The organism is Agromyces indicus (genome assembly GCF_031432295.1).
GTDB classification, from domain to species: Bacteria; Actinomycetota; Actinomycetes; order Actinomycetales; family Microbacteriaceae; genus Agromyces; species Agromyces indicus.
The window spans coordinates 135,596-152,247 of the sequence record NZ_JAVKGS010000003.1 but is presented as its reverse complement, the minus strand read 5'-3'; the positions used below and the strand labels follow the sequence as shown (position 1 = coordinate 152,247).

The 16,652-nt window shown below is 73.0% G+C and carries 13 protein-coding genes; 11 read left to right on the top strand and 2 right to left on the bottom strand.

Features of this window, described 5'->3' with window-relative positions; all coding sequences use genetic code 11:
- Window positions 1-214: 214 nt before the first annotated feature.
- The 11 genes from sucC to RH861_RS10430 all read left to right on the top strand — a co-directional run bounded on the left by sucC (window position 215) and on the right by RH861_RS10430 (window position 14,667).
- Window positions 215-1,381 (top strand): ADP-forming succinate--CoA ligase subunit beta, encoded by a 1,167-nt coding sequence (sucC, locus tag RH861_RS10480; RefSeq protein WP_310520941.1) that lies wholly within the window; start codon window positions 215-217, stop codon window positions 1,379-1,381.
- Between the two features lie 16 nt (window positions 1,382-1,397).
- A complete protein-coding gene (gene sucD, locus RH861_RS10475; protein WP_310520940.1) occupies window positions 1,398-2,306 on the top strand; it encodes a succinate--CoA ligase subunit alpha in 909 nt (302 codons plus the stop codon).
- 102 nt (window positions 2,307-2,408) lie between these two features.
- Complete coding sequence (locus RH861_RS10470; RefSeq protein ID WP_310520939.1) at window positions 2,409-2,915, top strand: hypothetical protein; 507 nt, start codon at window positions 2,409-2,411, stop codon at window positions 2,913-2,915.
- Window positions 2,916-3,012: 97 nt separating this feature from the next.
- Window positions 3,013-4,470, top strand: coding sequence for a hypothetical protein (locus RH861_RS10465; RefSeq protein WP_310520938.1), 1,458 nt, complete (start codon window positions 3,013-3,015; stop codon window positions 4,468-4,470).
- A gap of 30 nt (window positions 4,471-4,500) precedes the next feature.
- Window positions 4,501-5,769, top strand: a complete 1,269-nt coding sequence (locus RH861_RS10460; RefSeq protein ID WP_310520937.1) for a cell division protein PerM — start codon at window positions 4,501-4,503, stop codon at window positions 5,767-5,769.
- A gap of 67 nt (window positions 5,770-5,836) precedes the next feature.
- Entirely contained in the window at window positions 5,837-6,427 is a 591-nt protein-coding gene (gene purN, locus RH861_RS10455) for a phosphoribosylglycinamide formyltransferase (protein ID WP_067945049.1), read from the top strand.
- On the top strand, window positions 6,424-8,034 hold the full coding sequence (gene purH / locus RH861_RS10450; RefSeq protein WP_310520936.1) for a bifunctional phosphoribosylaminoimidazolecarboxamide formyltransferase/IMP cyclohydrolase: 1,611 nt from the start codon (window positions 6,424-6,426) through the stop codon (window positions 8,032-8,034). The genes purN and purH overlap by 4 nt, the downstream gene beginning before the upstream one ends.
- Window positions 8,035-8,155: 121 nt before the next feature.
- On the top strand, window positions 8,156-9,247 hold the full coding sequence (locus RH861_RS10445; RefSeq protein WP_310520935.1) for a Glu/Leu/Phe/Val dehydrogenase dimerization domain-containing protein: 1,092 nt from the start codon (window positions 8,156-8,158) through the stop codon (window positions 9,245-9,247).
- Between the two features lie 80 nt (window positions 9,248-9,327).
- Window positions 9,328-10,587: a dimethylargininase gene (gene ddaH / locus RH861_RS10440; protein WP_310520934.1), complete on the top strand. Its 1,260-nt coding sequence runs from the start codon at window positions 9,328-9,330 to the stop codon at window positions 10,585-10,587.
- 373 nt (window positions 10,588-10,960) lie between these two features.
- Entirely contained in the window at window positions 10,961-12,865 is a 1,905-nt protein-coding gene (locus RH861_RS10435) for an ABC transporter ATP-binding protein (RefSeq protein WP_374760977.1), read from the top strand.
- Window positions 12,862-14,667 carry an ABC transporter ATP-binding protein gene (locus tag RH861_RS10430; protein ID WP_310520933.1) on the top strand — a complete coding sequence of 602 codons (1,806 nt, stop codon included), beginning with the start codon at window positions 12,862-12,864 and terminating at the stop codon, window positions 14,665-14,667. The genes RH861_RS10435 and RH861_RS10430 overlap by 4 nt, the downstream gene beginning before the upstream one ends.
- Window positions 14,668-14,709: 42 nt before the next feature.
- Here the strand turns inward: RH861_RS10430 and RH861_RS10425 are convergent, their stop codons facing one another.
- Together RH861_RS10425 and RH861_RS10420 are read right to left on the bottom strand one after the other, a co-directional pair.
- Window positions 14,710-16,035, bottom strand: coding sequence for a type III PLP-dependent enzyme (locus RH861_RS10425; protein WP_310520932.1), 1,326 nt, complete (start codon window positions 16,033-16,035; stop codon window positions 14,710-14,712).
- Window positions 16,032-16,604, bottom strand: a complete 573-nt coding sequence (locus RH861_RS10420; protein ID WP_310520931.1) for a hypothetical protein — start codon at window positions 16,602-16,604, stop codon at window positions 16,032-16,034. Before RH861_RS10420 ends, RH861_RS10425 begins: the two co-directional genes overlap by 4 nt.
- Window positions 16,605-16,652: the final 48 nt, after the last annotated feature.

Below are 16,652 nucleotides of genomic sequence, written 5' to 3'. Positions count from 1 at the left end.
GCAGCGCCGAGGGGCGGATGCCACCGGCCGGAGGTCCCGTGACCCGGGGCGCCCGACGTGCGAGGATCGGCCGGTTCGGGCGCGTCGCGGGGGAGGGGTACCATGGTCGCGGCCCGTTTATCTCGACATCGAGGTATCTCGATGTCGAGAGGTCACCCGGGCCCCCTCACCCACCATCCCTACGCGCGAACCGCGGAACGATTGGAAGCAGAGCGTGGATCTTTACGAGTACCAGGCCAGAGACCTCTTCGAGAAGTACGGAGTGCCGGTGCTCCCGGGCATCGTCGCCGACACGCCCGAAGAGGTGCGCGCGGCGGCCGAGAAGCTGGGCGGCGTCGTGGTCGTCAAGGCGCAGGTGAAGACCGGCGGCCGCGGCAAGGCCGGCGGCGTGAAGGTCGCGAAGAACGCCGACGAGGCGGAGGAGGCCGCGAAGGCGATCCTCGGGCTCGACATCAAGGGCCACGTCGTCAAGCGCGTCATGGTCGCCGCGGGCGCGAAGATCGCCCAGGAGTTCTACTTCTCGGTGCTCCTCGACCGCGCCAACCGTTCGTACCTCTCGCTGACCAGCGTCGAGGGCGGCATGGAGATCGAGCAGCTCGCCGTCGAGAAGCCTGAGGCGCTCGCGCGCGTCGAGGTCGACCCGATCGCGGGCATCACCCCCGAGAAGGCGCGCGAGATCGCGACCGCCGCGAACTTCCCCGCCGAGCTCGTCGACCAGGTCGCCGACGTCTTCGTCAAGCTGTACGAGGTGTACGAGAAGGAGGACGCGACCCTCGTCGAGGTGAACCCGCTCATCCTCGAGAAGGACGGCAAGGTCATCGCGCTCGACGGCAAGGTCACGCTCGACGAGAACGCCGAGTTCCGTCACGCCGGCCACGCGCTCCTCGAGGACAAGGCCGCGACCGACCCGCTCGAGGCGAAGGCCAAGGAGCTCGACCTCAACTACGTCAAGCTCGACGGCGAGGTCGGCATCATCGGCAACGGCGCGGGCCTCGTCATGTCGACGCTCGACGTCGTCGCCTACGCCGGCGAGAACCACGGCGGCGTGAAGCCCGCCAACTTCCTCGACATCGGCGGCGGCGCGTCGGCCGAGGTCATGGCCAACGGCCTGTCGATCATCCTCGGCGACCCGCAGGTGAAGGCCGTGTTCGTCAACGTCTTCGGCGGCATCACCGCCTGCGACCAGGTCGCCAAGGGCATCGTCGGCGCGCTCGCCGAGCTCGGCTCGACCGCGAACAAGCCGCTCGTCGTGCGACTCGACGGCAACAACGTCGCCGAGGGCCGCCGCATCCTCGAGGAGGCGGCGCACCCGCTCGTCACCCTCGCCGAGAACATGGACCAGGGCGCCGACAAGGCCGCCGAGCTGGCGAACGCCGCGTAGTAAGGATTCGAGAGCAATGACCATCTTTCTGAACAAGGACTCCAAGGTCATCGTCCAGGGCATCACCGGCGGCGAGGGCTCGAAGCACACCGCGCGCATGCTCGCCGCGGGCACCCAGGTCGTCGGCGGCGTCAACGCCCGCAAGGCCGGCACGACGGTGCTGCACAAGGACGCCGACGGCAACCCCGTCGAGCTGCCCGTCTTCGCGACCGTGCAGGAGGCGATCGAGCAGACCGGCGCCGACGTGTCGATCGCGTTCGTGCCGCCCGCCTACACGAAGAACGCCGTCGTCGAGGCCATCGACGCCGAGATCCCGCTCCTCGTCATCATCACCGAGGGCGTCCCGGTGCAGGACTCGGCCGAGTTCTGGGCCTACGCCAAGGAGAAGGGCGAGAAGACCCGCATCATCGGGCCGAACTGCCCGGGCATCATCAGCCCCGGTGAGTCGCTCGTCGGCATCACCCCGGCGAACATCACGGGCAAGGGGCCGATCGGCCTCGTGTCGAAGTCGGGCACGCTGACCTACCAGATGATGTACGAGCTGCGCGACCTCGGCTTCTCGACCGCGATCGGCATCGGCGGCGACCCCATCATCGGCACCACGCACATCGACGCGCTCGCCGCGTTCGAGGCCGACCCCGAGACCAAGGCGATCGTCATGATCGGCGAGATCGGCGGCGACGCCGAGGAGCGGGCGGCGGACTTCATCAAGGCCAACGTCACGAAGCCGGTCGTCGGCTACGTCGCGGGCTTCACCGCGCCCGAGGGCAAGACCATGGGTCACGCGGGCGCGATCGTGTCCGGCTCGGCCGGCACCGCGCAGGCGAAGAAGGAGGCTCTCGAGGCCGCCGGCGTGAAGGTCGGCAAGACGCCGTCCGAGACCGCGCGCCTGCTGCGCGAGGTGTACGAGGCGCTGAACGCGTAGCCAGCGGATGCCGGGGCCGGGCGGGATCGCCCGCCTCGCGCACCGCACCTGACGGCCCCGTCGGCGATGCCGGCGGGGCCGTCGGCGTGGCAGCATGGTGCCATGACCGAGCCCCGCAGCGCCGTGCACCTCCTGCGGGCGAGCTTCGTCACCGAGGAGTCGGTGTACGGCGTCCTCCTCGTGTCGGGCATGATCGTCGTGGCCGGAGGCCATCGCGACAGCTCGTGGACGACGTTCGTGACCGTCGTCGTCACCGTGCTGGTCTTCTGGGCGGCGCACGTGTACGCCGGCACGGTCGCGCACCACGGCATGGACGACCACCGCATGGTCGGGCTGCGCGAGGCGTTCCGCATCTCGTTCCGACGCTCGCTGGGACTGCTCGTCTCGGCGCTCATCCCCTCGGTGATCCTGCTGCTCGGGGCGACGCGGGCCGTGCCCGATGCGGTGGCGCTGTGGGCGGCGCTCTGGGCGGGCGTGGTCGTGCTCGCGGTGCTCGGCTTCGTCGCGTTCCGCCGACGCGGCGCCAGTCCGCTCATGCAGGTGGCCGGGTCGCTCGCCACGGCCGCCTTCGGGCTGGCGATGATGCTGCTGAAGGCGTTCGTGCACTGAGCGCCGACGCGGCATCCGAATCACGGGACCATCGTCCCCTCGCGCACGGGACCGGCCGGTAGCGTCGGCGCCAGGGGACGCATGACGGGAGCACGCGATGAGCGACGCGACGGCCGCTGACGACGACCTGAGGGCGCAGATCGCCCGCCTCGAGGCTGAGAACGCACGGCTGAGGGCGGCGGCGCCGACGGATGCCGCGCCGCCGGGCGGGACACCGCCGGTCCGTCCCAGGCGTCGACGAGGGCGCACCGTCGCCGCGGTCGCCCTCGTCCTCGTCGGGCTGCTGCTCGCGCCCGTCGCGGTGGTCAGCGCGTGGGCGAGGCTGCAACTGGTCGACACCGACCGCTTCGTCGCCACGTTCGCGCCGCTCGGCGAGGACCCCGCCGTGCAGGCCTTCATCGGCGATCAGGTGGTCGACGCGATCGAGGAGCAGGTCGACATCCCGCAGCTCACCGCCGACGTGTTCGACGGCATCCGGTCGCTCGACCTGCCGCCGCGCGCCGAGCAGGCGCTCAGCCTGCTCGAGGGTCCGGCCGCCCAGGGCCTCAGCTCGCTGCTCCGGCAGACCGTCGACCGGGTGGTGACCTCCGAGGCGTTCGAGGACGTCTGGACGGCCGCCCTTCGCGGCAGCCACCGGCAGTTCATCGCGGCGCTGCAGGGCGATCCGGATGCCGCGCTCGCGATCGGCGACGACGGCAGCCTGTCGGTGCAGCTCGGTCCCATCATCGAGGAGGTGAAGTCGCGGCTGGCGGACCGCGGCGTCGACTTCGCCTCGGCGATCCCTGTCATCGAGCGGAGCGTCGTCGTGGCGAAGGTGGACTCGCTCGTGCTCGTCCAGACCGTGTACGCGCTGGCCGTCGCGGTCGGCACGTGGCTGCCGGTGCTGGTGCTGGTCCTCCTCGCCGCGGGCGTCCTCGTCGCCAAGCGGCGCAGCGCCGCCCTCGTCTGGACCGCGGCGGGCCTGGCCGTCGCGATGCTGCTCACCCTCGCGGGCTTCGGCACGGGACGGCTGTTCTTCGTCGCGACCGTGAGTCCGTCGATCATGCCCGCCGGTGCCGCCGAGGCGATCTACGGCGGGCTCACCGAGCTCATGGTCTCGACGCTCGTCGCGCTCGCCGTCCTGGCGATCGCGATCGCGCTCATCGCGTGGCTGTCGGGCCCGTGGCGCCCGGCCCGGACAGCGCGCGGCGTGGCCGACGACGCGTTCGGCGCCGTGCGGCGGGCCGGCGAACGGCGCGGGGTCACGACGGGACGGTTCGGGGTCGCGCTGCACCGGTATCGCGTGGGGGCCTACGTCGTGATCGCGGTGGTGGCCTCGCTCGTCCTCCTGTTCAACCGCCCGATCCAGGTGTCGACCGTGGTGTGGACGGTCGTGCTCGCCCTGCTGGCCGTCGCGCTCGTCGAGCTGCTGCGCCGACCGCCGGCGGAGGAGGCGGACGACGCCGTCGCCGAGGCCGCGACCACCGGCGATCCGGACGGCGAGGCGATCGCCGAGACGGACGCCGACGCCCGGGCGGCCCTGGGTCGCATCGATTCCGCACGTCCTGCGGGCTGATCCCGTCGCAGCGCATTAAGGTCGAGTGCGATGAGACGCACGACGATCGCCCTGCTGGCCGCCCTCGAGGCGTCGGTGTCGACGCTCATCGGGTACGGCGTGGCCCTCGTGCCGCTCATGCTCCTCTGGGCGATCGCGTTCGGGCTCGCCGCGCCCATCGACGTGTTCTTCCGCGTCGCCGGCGACCTGTGGCTGCTCGGGCACGGCGTCGACGTCACGGTCCGGCTCGATGCGGTGACGGCCGCGACCGTCGGGCTGCCCGGCGCCGACGAGGCGTTCACCGTGACGCTGCCGCTGCTCGGCTTCGCCGTGCTCACGTTCGCCTTCGCGCTCCGCATCGGTCGGCGGGCGACGCAGGGCGGCAATCCCGTCGTGGGTGCCGCCGCGGCCGTCGTGACCGTCGGGATCCTCGGCGGGGTCATGGGCGCGCTCGCCGCCACCGAGGCCGCCGTGCCGTCCCCGTGGCAGTCGGCGGTGCTGCCGGCCCTCGTCATGGCGGCCGGGACGCTCGTCGGCATCGCCCGCGCGTTCGCCCGCCTCGGGTGGGCGACGGATGCCACGACCAGCGTCGTTCGCGGCTGGGTGGACCGGTTGCCGCGGGTCGCGGTCGACGGCGTGCGCACCGCGGTCCGCGTCGGGGTCGGCGCGGCGTTCGGCGTCATCGCGGTCGCCGCGCTCCTGGTCGTCGTCCGGATCGTGCTCGACCACGCCACCATCGTCGGCCTGTACCAGACGCTCGGCGCGGGCGTCGACGGCGATGCGACGATCACCATGGTCCAGCTCGCCCTCGTGCCGAACCTCGTGATGTGGGCCGCGGCCTGGATCCTCGGCCCCGGCTTCGCGCTCGGCGCCGGCACCACCGTGTCGCCCGCCGTCACGCTCATCGGTCCGGTCCCCGGCCTGCCCCTGCTCGGGGCGCTGCCGCCCGGGGGCGCCCCGCTCGGGGTGCTGTGGCTCGCGCTGCCGGTGCTGCTCGGGTTCGCGGGCGCGATCGCCGTCGCGGCATCCGTCCCGGTGCACGAGGAGGCGCCCTGGTGGACGACCCTCGTCGTCGGGCTCGGTTCGGGCGTGGTCGCGGGGGCGCTGCTCGGGGTGTTCGCGGCGTGGTCCGGTGGGGCCGCCGGTCCGGGCCGGCTCGCCGAGGTCGGACCGGACGCGCTGCTCGTGGCCGCGTCGGCGGCGGCGAGCGTGGGCGTCGGGGCGCTCGCGGGAGTGTTCGCCGCGCGGGCACGCGCCCGGAACGCGATGGTCGACGCTCCGCGCGAGCCGTGGGTCGAGGACCCGTCGCCCGTCGCGTAGGTGCACGGGCGCCGGCGAGGCGGTCACGTGGCCGAGGGCGGCGTCCGCCGACCGGTACCCTCGTAGGGTGCTGAAGCTCGTCGTGCTGATCTCGGGCACGGGATCGAACCTCCGCGCGCTGCTCGAGGCGTCGGAGGACGCCGAGTTCCCCGCTCGCGTCGTCGCCATCGGCGCCGACCGCGACTGCGAGGGTCTGGGGCTGGGCGAGGAGTTCGGGATCCCGGCCTTCACCGTGCCGTTCACCGCCTACGACTCCCGTGACGAGTGGGGCGAGGCCCTCATCGAGCAGGTGCGGCGCTGGCAGCCCGACCTCGTCATCCTCTCCGGGCTCATGCGGCTCGTGCCGCCCGCCGTGGTCGACGCGTTCAGCCCGCACCTCATCAACACGCATCCCGCCTACCTGCCCGAGTTCCCCGGGGCGCACGGCGTGCGCGACGCGCTCGCCGCGGGCGTGACCGAGACCGGTGCGAGCCTCATCGTGGTCGACAACTCCGTCGACGGCGGGCCGATCATCGCGCAGGAGCGCGTGCCCGTGCTGCCCGGCGACACCGAGACCACCCTCCACGACCGCATCAAGCCCGTCGAGCGCCGCCTGCTGATCCAGACCGTGCTCGACATCGCCAACTCGCACCTCGACCTGAAGGAGCTCGCCCGATGAGCGGAGCCAGCATCGACCCGAGCCTGTACCGCGAACGCGACCTCGTCCCGGTGCGGCGTGCGCTCATCGCCGTGAGCGACAAGACGGGCCTCGTCGACCTCGCCGCGGCGCTCGTCGAGGCGGGCGTCGAGATCGTCTCCACCGGCGGCACGTCGAAGGCCATTGCCGACGCGGGCCTGCCGGTCACGCAGGTGGCCGAGGTCACCGGCTACCCGGAGCACCTCGACGGGCGCGTCCGCACGCTGCACCCGGGCGTGCACTCGGGCCTACTCGCCGACCTCCGACTCGAGAGCCACGAGCGCGAACTCGCCGAACTGGCCATCAAGCCGTTCGAGCTCGTCGTCGTGAACCTCTACCCGTTCGTCGAGACGGTCGCGTCGGGTGCTGAGCCCGACGCCGCGGTCGAGCAGATCGACATCGGCGGCCCGGCCATGGTGCGTGCGTCGGCGAAGAACCACGCCAACGTCGCCGTCGTGGTCTCGCCCGATCGCTACGACGAGGTCCTCTCAGCCGTCCGGGCGGGCGGCACCACCCTCGCCCAGCGGCGCGACCTGGCGCGCGAGGCGTTCCGCCACACCGCGAGCTACGACATCGCCGTCGCGTCGTGGATGGGCAGCGTCGTCGCACCCGACCAGGCGGTCGACGAGTCGCCGTTCCCGGCCTGGGTGGGCGCGGCCTGGACCAAGGACGCCGACCTCCGGTACGGCGAGAACTCACACCAGAAGGCGGCGCGCTACTCCGCGGTCGGCGGCCGGCCGGGCATCGCCCAGGCCGTGCAGCACCACGGCAAGGAGATGTCGTACAACAACTATGTCGACGCGGATGCCGCGGTGCGGGCGGCGTACGACTTCGAGGCGCCCGCCGTGGCGATCATCAAGCACGCCAACCCGTGCGGCATCGCCGTCGCGTCATCCGAGGCAGCCGACGCCATCGCCGATGCGCACCGCCGCGCGCACGAGTGCGACCCGGTCTCGGCGTTCGGCGGTGTCATCGCCGCGAACCGCCCGGTGACGCGCGAGATGGCCGAGACGGTGGCGGGCATCTTCACCGAGGTGCTCGTCGCGCCCGGCTTCGAGCCCGCGGCGCTCGACGTGCTCACGCAGAAGAAGAACCTCCGGCTGCTCGAGCTGCCCGCCGGGTTCGAACCGCCCGCGGTCGAGATCCGGCAGGTGTCGGGCGGCCTGCTGCTGCAGCAGGCCGACCGGGCCTTCGCGGATGCCGCCGCCTGGACCCTCGTCGCCGGCGAGCCCGCCGACGAGGCCACCCTCGCCGACCTCGCCTTCGCGTGGCGCGCGTGCCGCGCCGTGAAGTCGAACGCGATCCTGCTCGCCTCCGGCGGCGCCTCGGTGGGCGTCGGCATGGGGCAGGTCAACCGCGTCGACTCGTGCAGGCTCGCGGTCGAGCGGGCGGGGGAGCGCGCGGCCGGCTCCGTCGCGGCATCCGACGCCTTCTTCCCGTTCGCCGACGGGCTGCAGATCCTCCTCGACGCCGGCGTGAAGGCCGTCGTCCAGCCCGGCGGATCGGTGCGCGACGAGGAGGTCGTCGTCGCCGCGAAGGCCGCCGGCGTGACCATGTACTTCACCGGCGAACGGCACTTCTTCCACTGACGTCCCGCCGCGTCAAGGGTGCCCGGAGCGGCATCCGCTCGGGAGTACCCTTGGGGTGAAGGGCGCCCACGAAGCGCCCGCACCGCCGCGCCCACAAGGCGATGAACAAGGAGAACGATCGATGACGATCACGCACGACCCGGCACCCTCCGCAGAGGTCCACGCCGCACTTCCCCTCGACGCACCCGACCACGAACGCGTGCTCATCACGCGCGGTCCGCGCTCGGGCCTCACCATCATCGTCGCGGTGCACTCGACCGCCCTCGGCCAGGCCCTCGGCGGCGCCCGCGTCTGGCACTACGAGCACTGGACCGACGCGCTCGCCGACGCCCTCCGCCTCTCGCAGGCGATGACCCTCAAGAACGCCGCCGCAGGCCTCGCCCGTGGCGGTGGCAAGTCCGTCGTGTGCATCCCCGCCGGAGTCACGCTCGACGAGGCCCGTCGCCACGACGCCATGCTCGACCTCGGCGACGCCGTCGAGTCGCTCGGCGGCGCCTACATGACCGCCGAGGACGTCGGCACGAGCGCCGAGCTCATGGCCGTCGTGCACGAGCGCACCGAGCACGTGTGCGGCCTGCCGGCCGAGCAGGGCGGCGTCGGCGAGCCCGCCGACGCCACGGCCGCGGGCGTCCACGCCGGCATCCTCGCGACCCTCGACCACGTGTTCGGATCCCGCGAGGTCGCGGGGCGCCACTTCGTCGTCGCCGGCCTCGGCCAGGTCGGCGGCCGGCTGGCTCGCGCGCTCGCCGCGGGCGGCGCACGGCTCACGGTGACGGATGTCGCGGAGTCCAAGCGCGCGCTCGCGGAGGAACTCGGGGCCGAGTGGGCGGCGCCGGGCGAGGCGCATCGCGTCGAGGCCGACGTGTTCGTGCCCTGCGGACTCGGCGGCGTGCTCACCGGCCCGGTCGTCGAGGAGCTGCGGGTGCGCGCCGTCGTCGGCGCCGCGAACAACCAGCTCGCCGAGCGCGACGTCGCCCGCAGCCTGCGGGCCCGGGGCATCGCCTGGGCGCCCGACTTCGTCGTGAACGCCGGCGGCGTCGTCTACCTCGACCTCGCGTCCACGCCGGGCATCGGCCAGGACGAGCTCGACCAGCGAATCGCCGGCATCGGCGACGTCGTCGCCGCCGTCCTCGGCGACGCGGACGCGGCGGGCATCACGACGCTCGAGGCCGCGGAGCGCATCGCCGCGGCACGTCTGGCCGCCGCGCGCTGAGCCGGATCCCGACTGCCGGGGCGCCGTCGTGCGACGGCGCCCCGGCGTCCGGGTCCGCCCGCCACCGATAGGCTGGCGCCATGACGACGCCCCCCGCGATCCGCCTCCCCGCCGTCCCGGACCGTTCCCCGTCGCAGACGTCGGTGGCGCGCCGGAGCATCGCGGCGATCGCGTCCGCGGCGGCCGTCGCGGTCGTGGCGTTCGTCTCCGGCGTGCTCGCGACCTCGCTCGCGCAGGGGCAGAACCCTGCCGTGTTCGGGCAGGCCTTCGGGTACTTCTCGCTCGCCGCAGTCGTGCTCTGGGCGCTCCTGTGCGTCGCGAATGCCGCGGGTGCGCTGCGCGCGTGGTTCCTCGCCGCGCTCGCGGGGCTCACGTCGGCGGTGCTGGCCGCGCTCCTGGCCGCGAGCACGAACGTCCTCTCGCGCGGCATCGAGGTGACCGGGCAGGTCTTCTCGGTCCTCCTCGGCTCGCTCGCGGGCATCAACCTCGTCTTCATCGTCGCGGCGGTGCTCGCCGAGATCTTCCTCGCGCCCCGCGTCGAGCGGGCGGTCCTGCACCACCGGCCCCGGCGCCAGCAGCGCCGCGTGGCCCTCGTGCGCATCCCCGCCTCGAACCTCGGCGAGGGCGAGTTGACGCACCTCGAGCGGCGCGCGGTCGACACCGCGAAGGCCGACGAGCAGTGGGACGACTACTGCGCGGCGCTCGTCGCGGAGGGCTGGGACACCGTCGAGGTCGACGCGGCCCCCGACCTGCCCGACTCGGTCTTCATCGAGGACACCGTCGTGTTCTTCGGCGACCTCGCGGTCCTGGCGAACCCGGGCGCCGACTCGCGCAAGCCCGAGGTCGAGGCGGTCGAGCGCGCCGTCCGCGCGATCCCGGGCATCTCGATCGCCCGCATCACCGCGCCCGGCACGCTCGACGGCGGCGACGTCCTCAAGGTCGGCGGCACGGTCTACGTCGGCGCGTCGAGCCGCACCAACGCGGAGGGCATCCGGCAGCTGCGCGGCATCCTCGCGGTGCGTGGGTACACCGTCGTCGCGGTGCCGATGACGAAGGCGCTGCACCTGAAGAGCGGTGCGACCGCGTTGCCCGACGGCACGGTGATCGGACACCCCGACCTCCTCGAGACGACCTCGCTGTTCCCGCGGTTCCTCGCGGTGCCCGAGCCGGAGGGCGTCGCGGTCGTGCTGCTCTCCGACGAGACGCTGCTCATGTCGGCGTCCGCGCCGCGCACGGCCGAGCTGCTGTCGAACCTCGGCTACCGCGTCGTGACCGTCGACGTCAGCGAGTTCGAGAAGCTCGAGGGCTGCGTCACGTGCTTGTCGGTCCGGGTGCGCTGACCACACCGCCGGTCCGTTCGGAGGTCGCGAACTCGCTCTTGCGCGCCGACGGCCGATGCCCATAGCCTGAAGGGCTGGTCGTGCGGGGAACCATCCGCCGGCCATGGGGTTCGTTGACCACGACGCAGGAGGACGACATGCAGATCACCGACACTCTCGCCCGCACGGTCGCGGCGTTCGGTCCTGCCGTCCCGGTGTCCGCCCCGACCCAGGCCGGCTAGCTCCGACCGGGTCCACGTGCCGGCGGGTCGCCGGCTGCCCACGACCGCGGGAACGACTCCCGCCGTTCGCGCGTCCACGCGCGCGCCTCCACGTCTCCATTCGACGAGGTCCTCGCTGAGCGACCCGTCGCGCTCTCCCGGAAGGATCCGGCGTGACCGCCACCCATCCCCAGCTCCACCCTCCGCATGACCGGCGCCCCGGCACCGTGCGCGCGCTCCTGCGCCTCCGTGCCTACGCCCGCCCCGCCATCCCGTGGATCCTCGCGGGCATGGGCGCGTCGCTGACCGCCCAGCTCGTCGCCCTGTCGATCCCGCAGGTGCTGCAGGCGATCGTCGACGGGCCGCTCAGCGACGGCGACGCGGCATCCGTCGTGCCGCTGGCGCTGCTCGTGCTCGGGCTCGGCGTGCTCGAGGCGCTGCTCGTCGCGCTCCGGCGGTGGTTCGTCCTGAAGCCCGGCACGCGCGTCGAGGCGTCGATGCGCAACACGCTGTACGCGAAGCTGCAGGACCTCCCCGTGAGCTTCCACGACCGCTGGCCGAGCGGGCAGCTGCTCTCGCGCGCGGTGAGCGACCTGAACCTCATCCGCCGGTGGATGTCGTTCGGCCTCGTACTGCTCACGGTGAACCTCATCGTGATCCTCGTGGGCATCGGCATCCTCGTGTCGATGAACTGGATGCTGGGGCTCGCGTTCCTCGTCGCGTCGCTGCCGCTCTGGGTCGTCGGCTACCGCTTCGAGGGTCGCTACTCGGAGGTCTCGCGGCGCAGCCAGGACCAGCAGGGCGACCTCGCGACCGCCGTCGAGGAGTCGGTGCACGGCATCCGGGTGCTGAAGGCGTTCGGCCGCGGCAAGCACGCGCTCACGACGTTCCGCGCGCAGGCCGAGACGCTGCGCTCGACCGAGCTCGAGAAGGGGCGCCTCGAGGCGGCCATCTGGTTCTGGCTCATCGTGATCCCCGCGATCGCCCTCGCGGGCTGCCTCGTGCTCGGCGTGTGGCTCGCCGCACAGGGCACGCTCACGGTGGGCGAGCTCGTCGCGTTCTTCGCCACCGCGGGCGTGCTCGCGTGGCCGATCGAGTCGATCGGGTTCCTGCTCGCGTTCACGCTCGACGCGCGCGCGGCGACCGACCGCTACTTCGACATCATCGACAGCCGGAACGACATCGTCGACCCCGAGCGTCCCGTGTCGATCGAGCGGCCGCGCGGCGAGCTCGCGTTCCGCGACGTGCACTTCCGCTACCAGGACTCGCCCGAGCGGTTCGGCGACCTGCTCGACGGCGTCGACCTCGTGGTGCGACCCGGCGAGACGATGGCGCTCGTCGGCCTGACCGGCTCGGGCAAGACCACGATGACCGCGCTCGCGACCCGCCTGTACGACGTCACGGCCGGCGCGGTCGAGCTCGACGGCGTCGACGTGCGCGCGCTCAGCCGCGAGGAACTGCGCCGCCACATCGCGATGGCCTTCGAGGACGCCACGCTGTTCTCGGCGTCGGTGCGCGACAACGTGCTGCTCGGCCGGCCCGAGCTCACGGGTGACGCGGCAGCCGATCCCGCCGTCGCGGCCGAGGCCGAGCGCGTGCTCGAGGAGGCGCTGCGCATCGCGCAGGCGGGCTTCGCGCACGGCCTGCCGGACGGGCTCGACACGAAGGTCGGCGAGGAGGGCATGAGCCTCTCGGGCGGCCAGCGCCAGCGCCTGGCGCTCGCTCGTGCCATCGCGGCGAACCCCGCCGTGCTCGTGCTCGACGACCCGCTCTCGGCGCTCGACGTCGCCACCGAGGCGAAGGTCGAGGCGGAGCTGCGCCGCGTGCTCGCCGACACCACCGCGCTCATCGTGGCGCACCGGCCGTCGACCGTGATGCTCGCCGACCGCGTCGGCCTCCTGGAGGACGGGCGCATCACGGCGGTCGGCACGCACTCCGAGCTGCTCGCCACGAGCGAGCACTACCGCTTCGTCATCTCGAGCCTCGAGGACGAGGAACGGGGCCGCCAGGCCGAGTCGACCGACCGCATCGAGGACGCGGCCGACGAACTGGACGAACGAGAGGAGGTGGCGCGATGACCGTCACCGGTGTCGCCGGCGAGGAACGCCACGACTTCACCAAGGCCGAGTCGAAGCAGATCCGGCAGCGGTCGCTGCGCCTGCTGCGGTCGCTGCTGCACCCCGTGCGGGGAACGCTCTGGCTCACCATGGCGGTCGTGCTCGTCTCGACGCTCGCCCAGGTCGCCGGGCCCGCCCTCATCGCGTACGGCATCGACCGCGGCCTTCCCGCCCTCGTCGAGGGCGAGTGGATGCCGGTGGCCTTCGCCGGGTTCGCGTACCTCTTCACGGGCGTCGTCGGCGCGTTCCTCATCGCCTGGTACATCCGCCTCGCGGCGCGCATCAGCCAGGCGGTGCTCATCGACCTGCGCACGCGGATCTTCCTGCACACACAGAAGCTGTCGCTCGAGTTCCACGAGTCGTACACGTCCGGGCGGATCATCTCGCGGCAGACGAGCGACCTCGACGCGATCCGCGAGCTCCTCGACGAGGGCGTGAACGCGCTCGTGCGCGGCACGCTGTACATGGGGTTCACGGGTATCGCGCTGGTGCTGCTCGATCCCGTGTCGGGCCTCGTGCTCGCCGGGTCGATCCTGCCGCTCGCGCTGCTCACGCGGTGGTTCCAGCAGCGGTCGCAGCGCCTGTTCCGCCGGTCGCGGACGGCGTCGGCGAACCTCATCGTGCAGTTCGTCGAGACCATGACGGGCATCCGCGCGGTGCAGGCGTTCCGCACCGAGCGCCGCAACCGGAAGGAGTTCGGCCGGCTGGTCGAGGACTACCGCGACGTCAACGCGCGCGTCATCCAGCTGTTCGGCATCTACGACCCCGGGCTGATCCTGATCGGCAACGTCACGGTCGCCGTCGTGCTGCTCGTGGGCGGCCTCCGGGTCATCGACGGGCAGCTCGAGATCGGCGTGCTGCTCGCGGCGCTGCTGTACACGCGCCGGTTCTTCGACCCCCTCGAGGACATGGCGATGTTCTACAACGGCTACCAGTCCGCGGCATCCGCGCTCGAGAAGATCTCGGGCGTGCTCGAGGAGGACCCGAGCGTGCCCGACCCGCGCGACCCGGTCGACCTGTGGAAGGCCGACGGCCGCGTGCGGTTCGAGGGCGTCGAGTTCGCGTACACCCCCGAGCGGATGGTGCTGCCGAGGTTCGACCTCGACATCCCCGCCGGGCAGACCATCGCGCTGGTGGGTTCCACGGGTGCCGGCAAGTCGACGCTCGCGAAGCTCATCGCCCGGTTCTACGACCCGAGCGACGGCGTGGTGGAGCTCGACGGCGTCGACCTGCGGCGACTGCACCCGAAGGACCTGCGCCGCGCGATCGTGATGGTCACGCAGGAGGCGTACCTGTTCTCCGGGTCGGTGGCCGACAACATCCGGCTGGGCAAGCCGGATGCCACGCCGGAGGAGATCATCGCCGCGGCGAAGGCGGTCGGCGCGCACGAGTTCATCGAGGGCCTGCCGAGCGGGTACGACACCGACGTGAACAAGCGCGGCGGGCGCGTCTCGGCGGGCCAGCGCCAGCTCATCTCGTTCGCGCGCGCCTTCCTCGCCGACCCGGCGGTGCTGATCCTCGACGAGGCGACCTCGTCGCTCGACATCCCGTCGGAGCGCGCCGTGCAGGAGGGCCTGCAGACCCTGCTCGCCGACCGCACCGCGGTGATCATCGCGCACCGCCTGTCGACCGTCGCGATCGCCGATCGCGTGCTCGTCATGGAGCACGGCCGGATCGTCGAGGACGGCGCGCCGGCCGAGCTCATCGGCGGGTCGGGTCGGTTCGCGAAGCTGCACGCCGCCTGGCGCGACTCGCTCGTGTGACGGTGACGGATGCCGCGGGCCCCGGCTCGCGGCATCCGCTCGTCACCCCTCGGGGAGGACCACGACCGGGGTCGGGGCGATGCCGTTGAAGCCGGTCGCGGTGGCCCAGGTGTAGGCGCCCATCATGGGCGAGACCAGGAGGTCGCCGTCGGCGAGGGGCGGCAGCGGCAGCCGGCGTGCGATCACGTCGACGCTGTCGCAGGTGGGACCGGCGAGCGTGACGGGCACCCGTCGGCGCGCGGGGCGGCGGGCGGCCGGGGCGTCGGCGGGGCCGACCGGCCGGTCCGGCTCGACGCCGAGCTCCGCGGCGGTGAACACGAGCGCGTGCACGTCCTCGGCGGGGATGTTCGAGTACGCGCCGTACAGCCCCTCGTCGAGGTAGTGCCAGCGTCCGTCGGCGCGGTCGTTCGTGCCGATGACCCGGGTGACCAGTGTCATGGCGGGCGCGGCGACGAAGCGGCCCGGCTCGACGACGACGCGCACGTGCGGCGGCACGGCCGCGAGCGCCGAGCGGATGCCGCGGGCCAGCTCGCCGAGCGACGGGACGGGCTCGTCGTACGCGACGGGGAAGCCGCCGCCGAGGTCGAGCAGCTCGAACCGGATGCCGTGCCGTGCCTCCAGCGTGCGCATGAGCCGCAGGGTGGCGTCGATCGCCCGGCGCCACGGCTCCGCCGAGATGGTCTGGCTGCCGACGTGGAACGTGAACCCGCGGACGCGCAGTCGTGCGGCCAGGCATCGCTCCACGAGCGCGGCGGCGTGCTCGGGCGCCACGCCGAACTTCGACGACAGGTCGGACTTCGCACCGGGGTTCGGGAACGACAGTCGTACGAGGACGCCGACATCGCAGCACGGGAGCCCGGCGAACTTGCCGATCTCCGACGGGCTGTCGACGACGAACGTGCGGATGCCGCGGAGGTACGCGCCCGTGATGTCGGCCACCGTCTTCACGGGGTGCGTGTGGAGGCAGGCCCCGATGGGGACGCCGTGACGTTCGAGCAGGTCGACCTCGCCGCGCGAGGCGACCTCGAACGAGGCGCCGGACGCGTGCACCGCGTCGATGACGGCCGGATGCGGCAGCGACTTCGTCGCGAAGTGGATGCCGGTGCCGGGCAGCTCGCGGCGGAGCTCGTCGACCTGCGCGGCGACGCGGGCCGGGTCGAGCACGAAGAGCGGCGAGCCGTGGGTGCGGGCGAGGTCGTCGAGCCCGACGCGGCGAGCGTAGGCGGCAAGGTCGCGGCGGACGAGCTCCCGGTGCGTGGGGCGCCCGCGCGGCGGGCCGGCGTCGGTGCGTCCGTGGCGGCGGTGGGAGCGCTCGGCGGGATCGCCCGTCACGCGAGGAGTCGGGCCCGTGCGGGTGAGCAGGCTCATCGTGCCACCGCCTCGAGTTCGGCCGCGGCGGACCCGGAGGTGCGCGTGCGGCGGGTGGCCGCGGCATCCGCTCGACCGTCGGGGAGGATGATCCGGCGGCCGAGTTCGAACGACGCGATGGCGATGACGTAGAAGACGGCGTCGGCGGCGAGCTTGCCCACGAGCCACGACGTCGGGCTCGGGCCGAGCCAGGACGCGGCGGCGATGAGCAGCGCCGGACGGGTGATGAACGTGTCGAGCACCTCGGCGGGGCCGAACTCGGCCAGCATGCCGCGGAGCGTCAGCGCGATGGCGAACCCCGCGCGGCGGCCGCGGCCGTCTACGCGCCTGACGCGCGCCGAGGCGAGGTGGCCGCGGATGCCGCGGACGACGACGAGCGCGTAGTAGCCGACGGTCTCGGCGACGGTGCCGGCCACCGCAGCGACGACGATCGAGCCGCTCGCCTCGTACGCCGCCCACGAGCCCGCCACCGCGGCGATCGTGCCGAGCACCTCGAGCGGCAGGTAGCGCGCGACCCACTGCGCGACGCGACCGCGGTGCGTTCGAGGGAGGCGAGCGGGATCCGACATGCCCCGAGCCTCCCAGCGGCGCCGGCGCGACGGATCCGGATCCGCCCC

What these genes read in the sequence shown, in the direction of transcription:
- sucD (WP_310520940.1), top strand. Translation starts at nt 1,398, where the DNA reads ATGACCATCTTTCTGAACAAGGACTCCAAGGTCATCGTCCAGGGCATC.
- RH861_RS10470 (WP_310520939.1), top strand. Translation starts at nt 2,409, where the DNA reads ATGACCGAGCCCCGCAGCGCCGTGCACCTCCTGCGGGCGAGCTTCGTC.
- RH861_RS10465 (WP_310520938.1), top strand. Translation starts at nt 3,013, where the DNA reads ATGAGCGACGCGACGGCCGCTGACGACGACCTGAGGGCGCAGATCGCC.
- RH861_RS10460 (WP_310520937.1), top strand. Translation starts at nt 4,501, where the DNA reads ATGAGACGCACGACGATCGCCCTGCTGGCCGCCCTCGAGGCGTCGGTG.
- purH (WP_310520936.1), top strand. Translation starts at nt 6,424, where the DNA reads ATGAGCGGAGCCAGCATCGACCCGAGCCTGTACCGCGAACGCGACCTC.
- RH861_RS10445 (WP_310520935.1), top strand. Translation starts at nt 8,156, where the DNA reads ATGACGATCACGCACGACCCGGCACCCTCCGCAGAGGTCCACGCCGCA.
- ddaH (WP_310520934.1), top strand. Translation starts at nt 9,328, where the DNA reads ATGACGACGCCCCCCGCGATCCGCCTCCCCGCCGTCCCGGACCGTTCC.
- RH861_RS10430 (WP_310520933.1), top strand. Translation starts at nt 12,862, where the DNA reads ATGACCGTCACCGGTGTCGCCGGCGAGGAACGCCACGACTTCACCAAG.
- RH861_RS10425 (WP_310520932.1), bottom strand. Translation starts at nt 16,035, where the DNA reads ATGAGCCTGCTCACCCGCACGGGCCCGACTCCTCGCGTGACGGGCGAT.
- RH861_RS10420 (WP_310520931.1), bottom strand. Translation starts at nt 16,604, where the DNA reads ATGTCGGATCCCGCTCGCCTCCCTCGAACGCACCGCGGTCGCGTCGCG.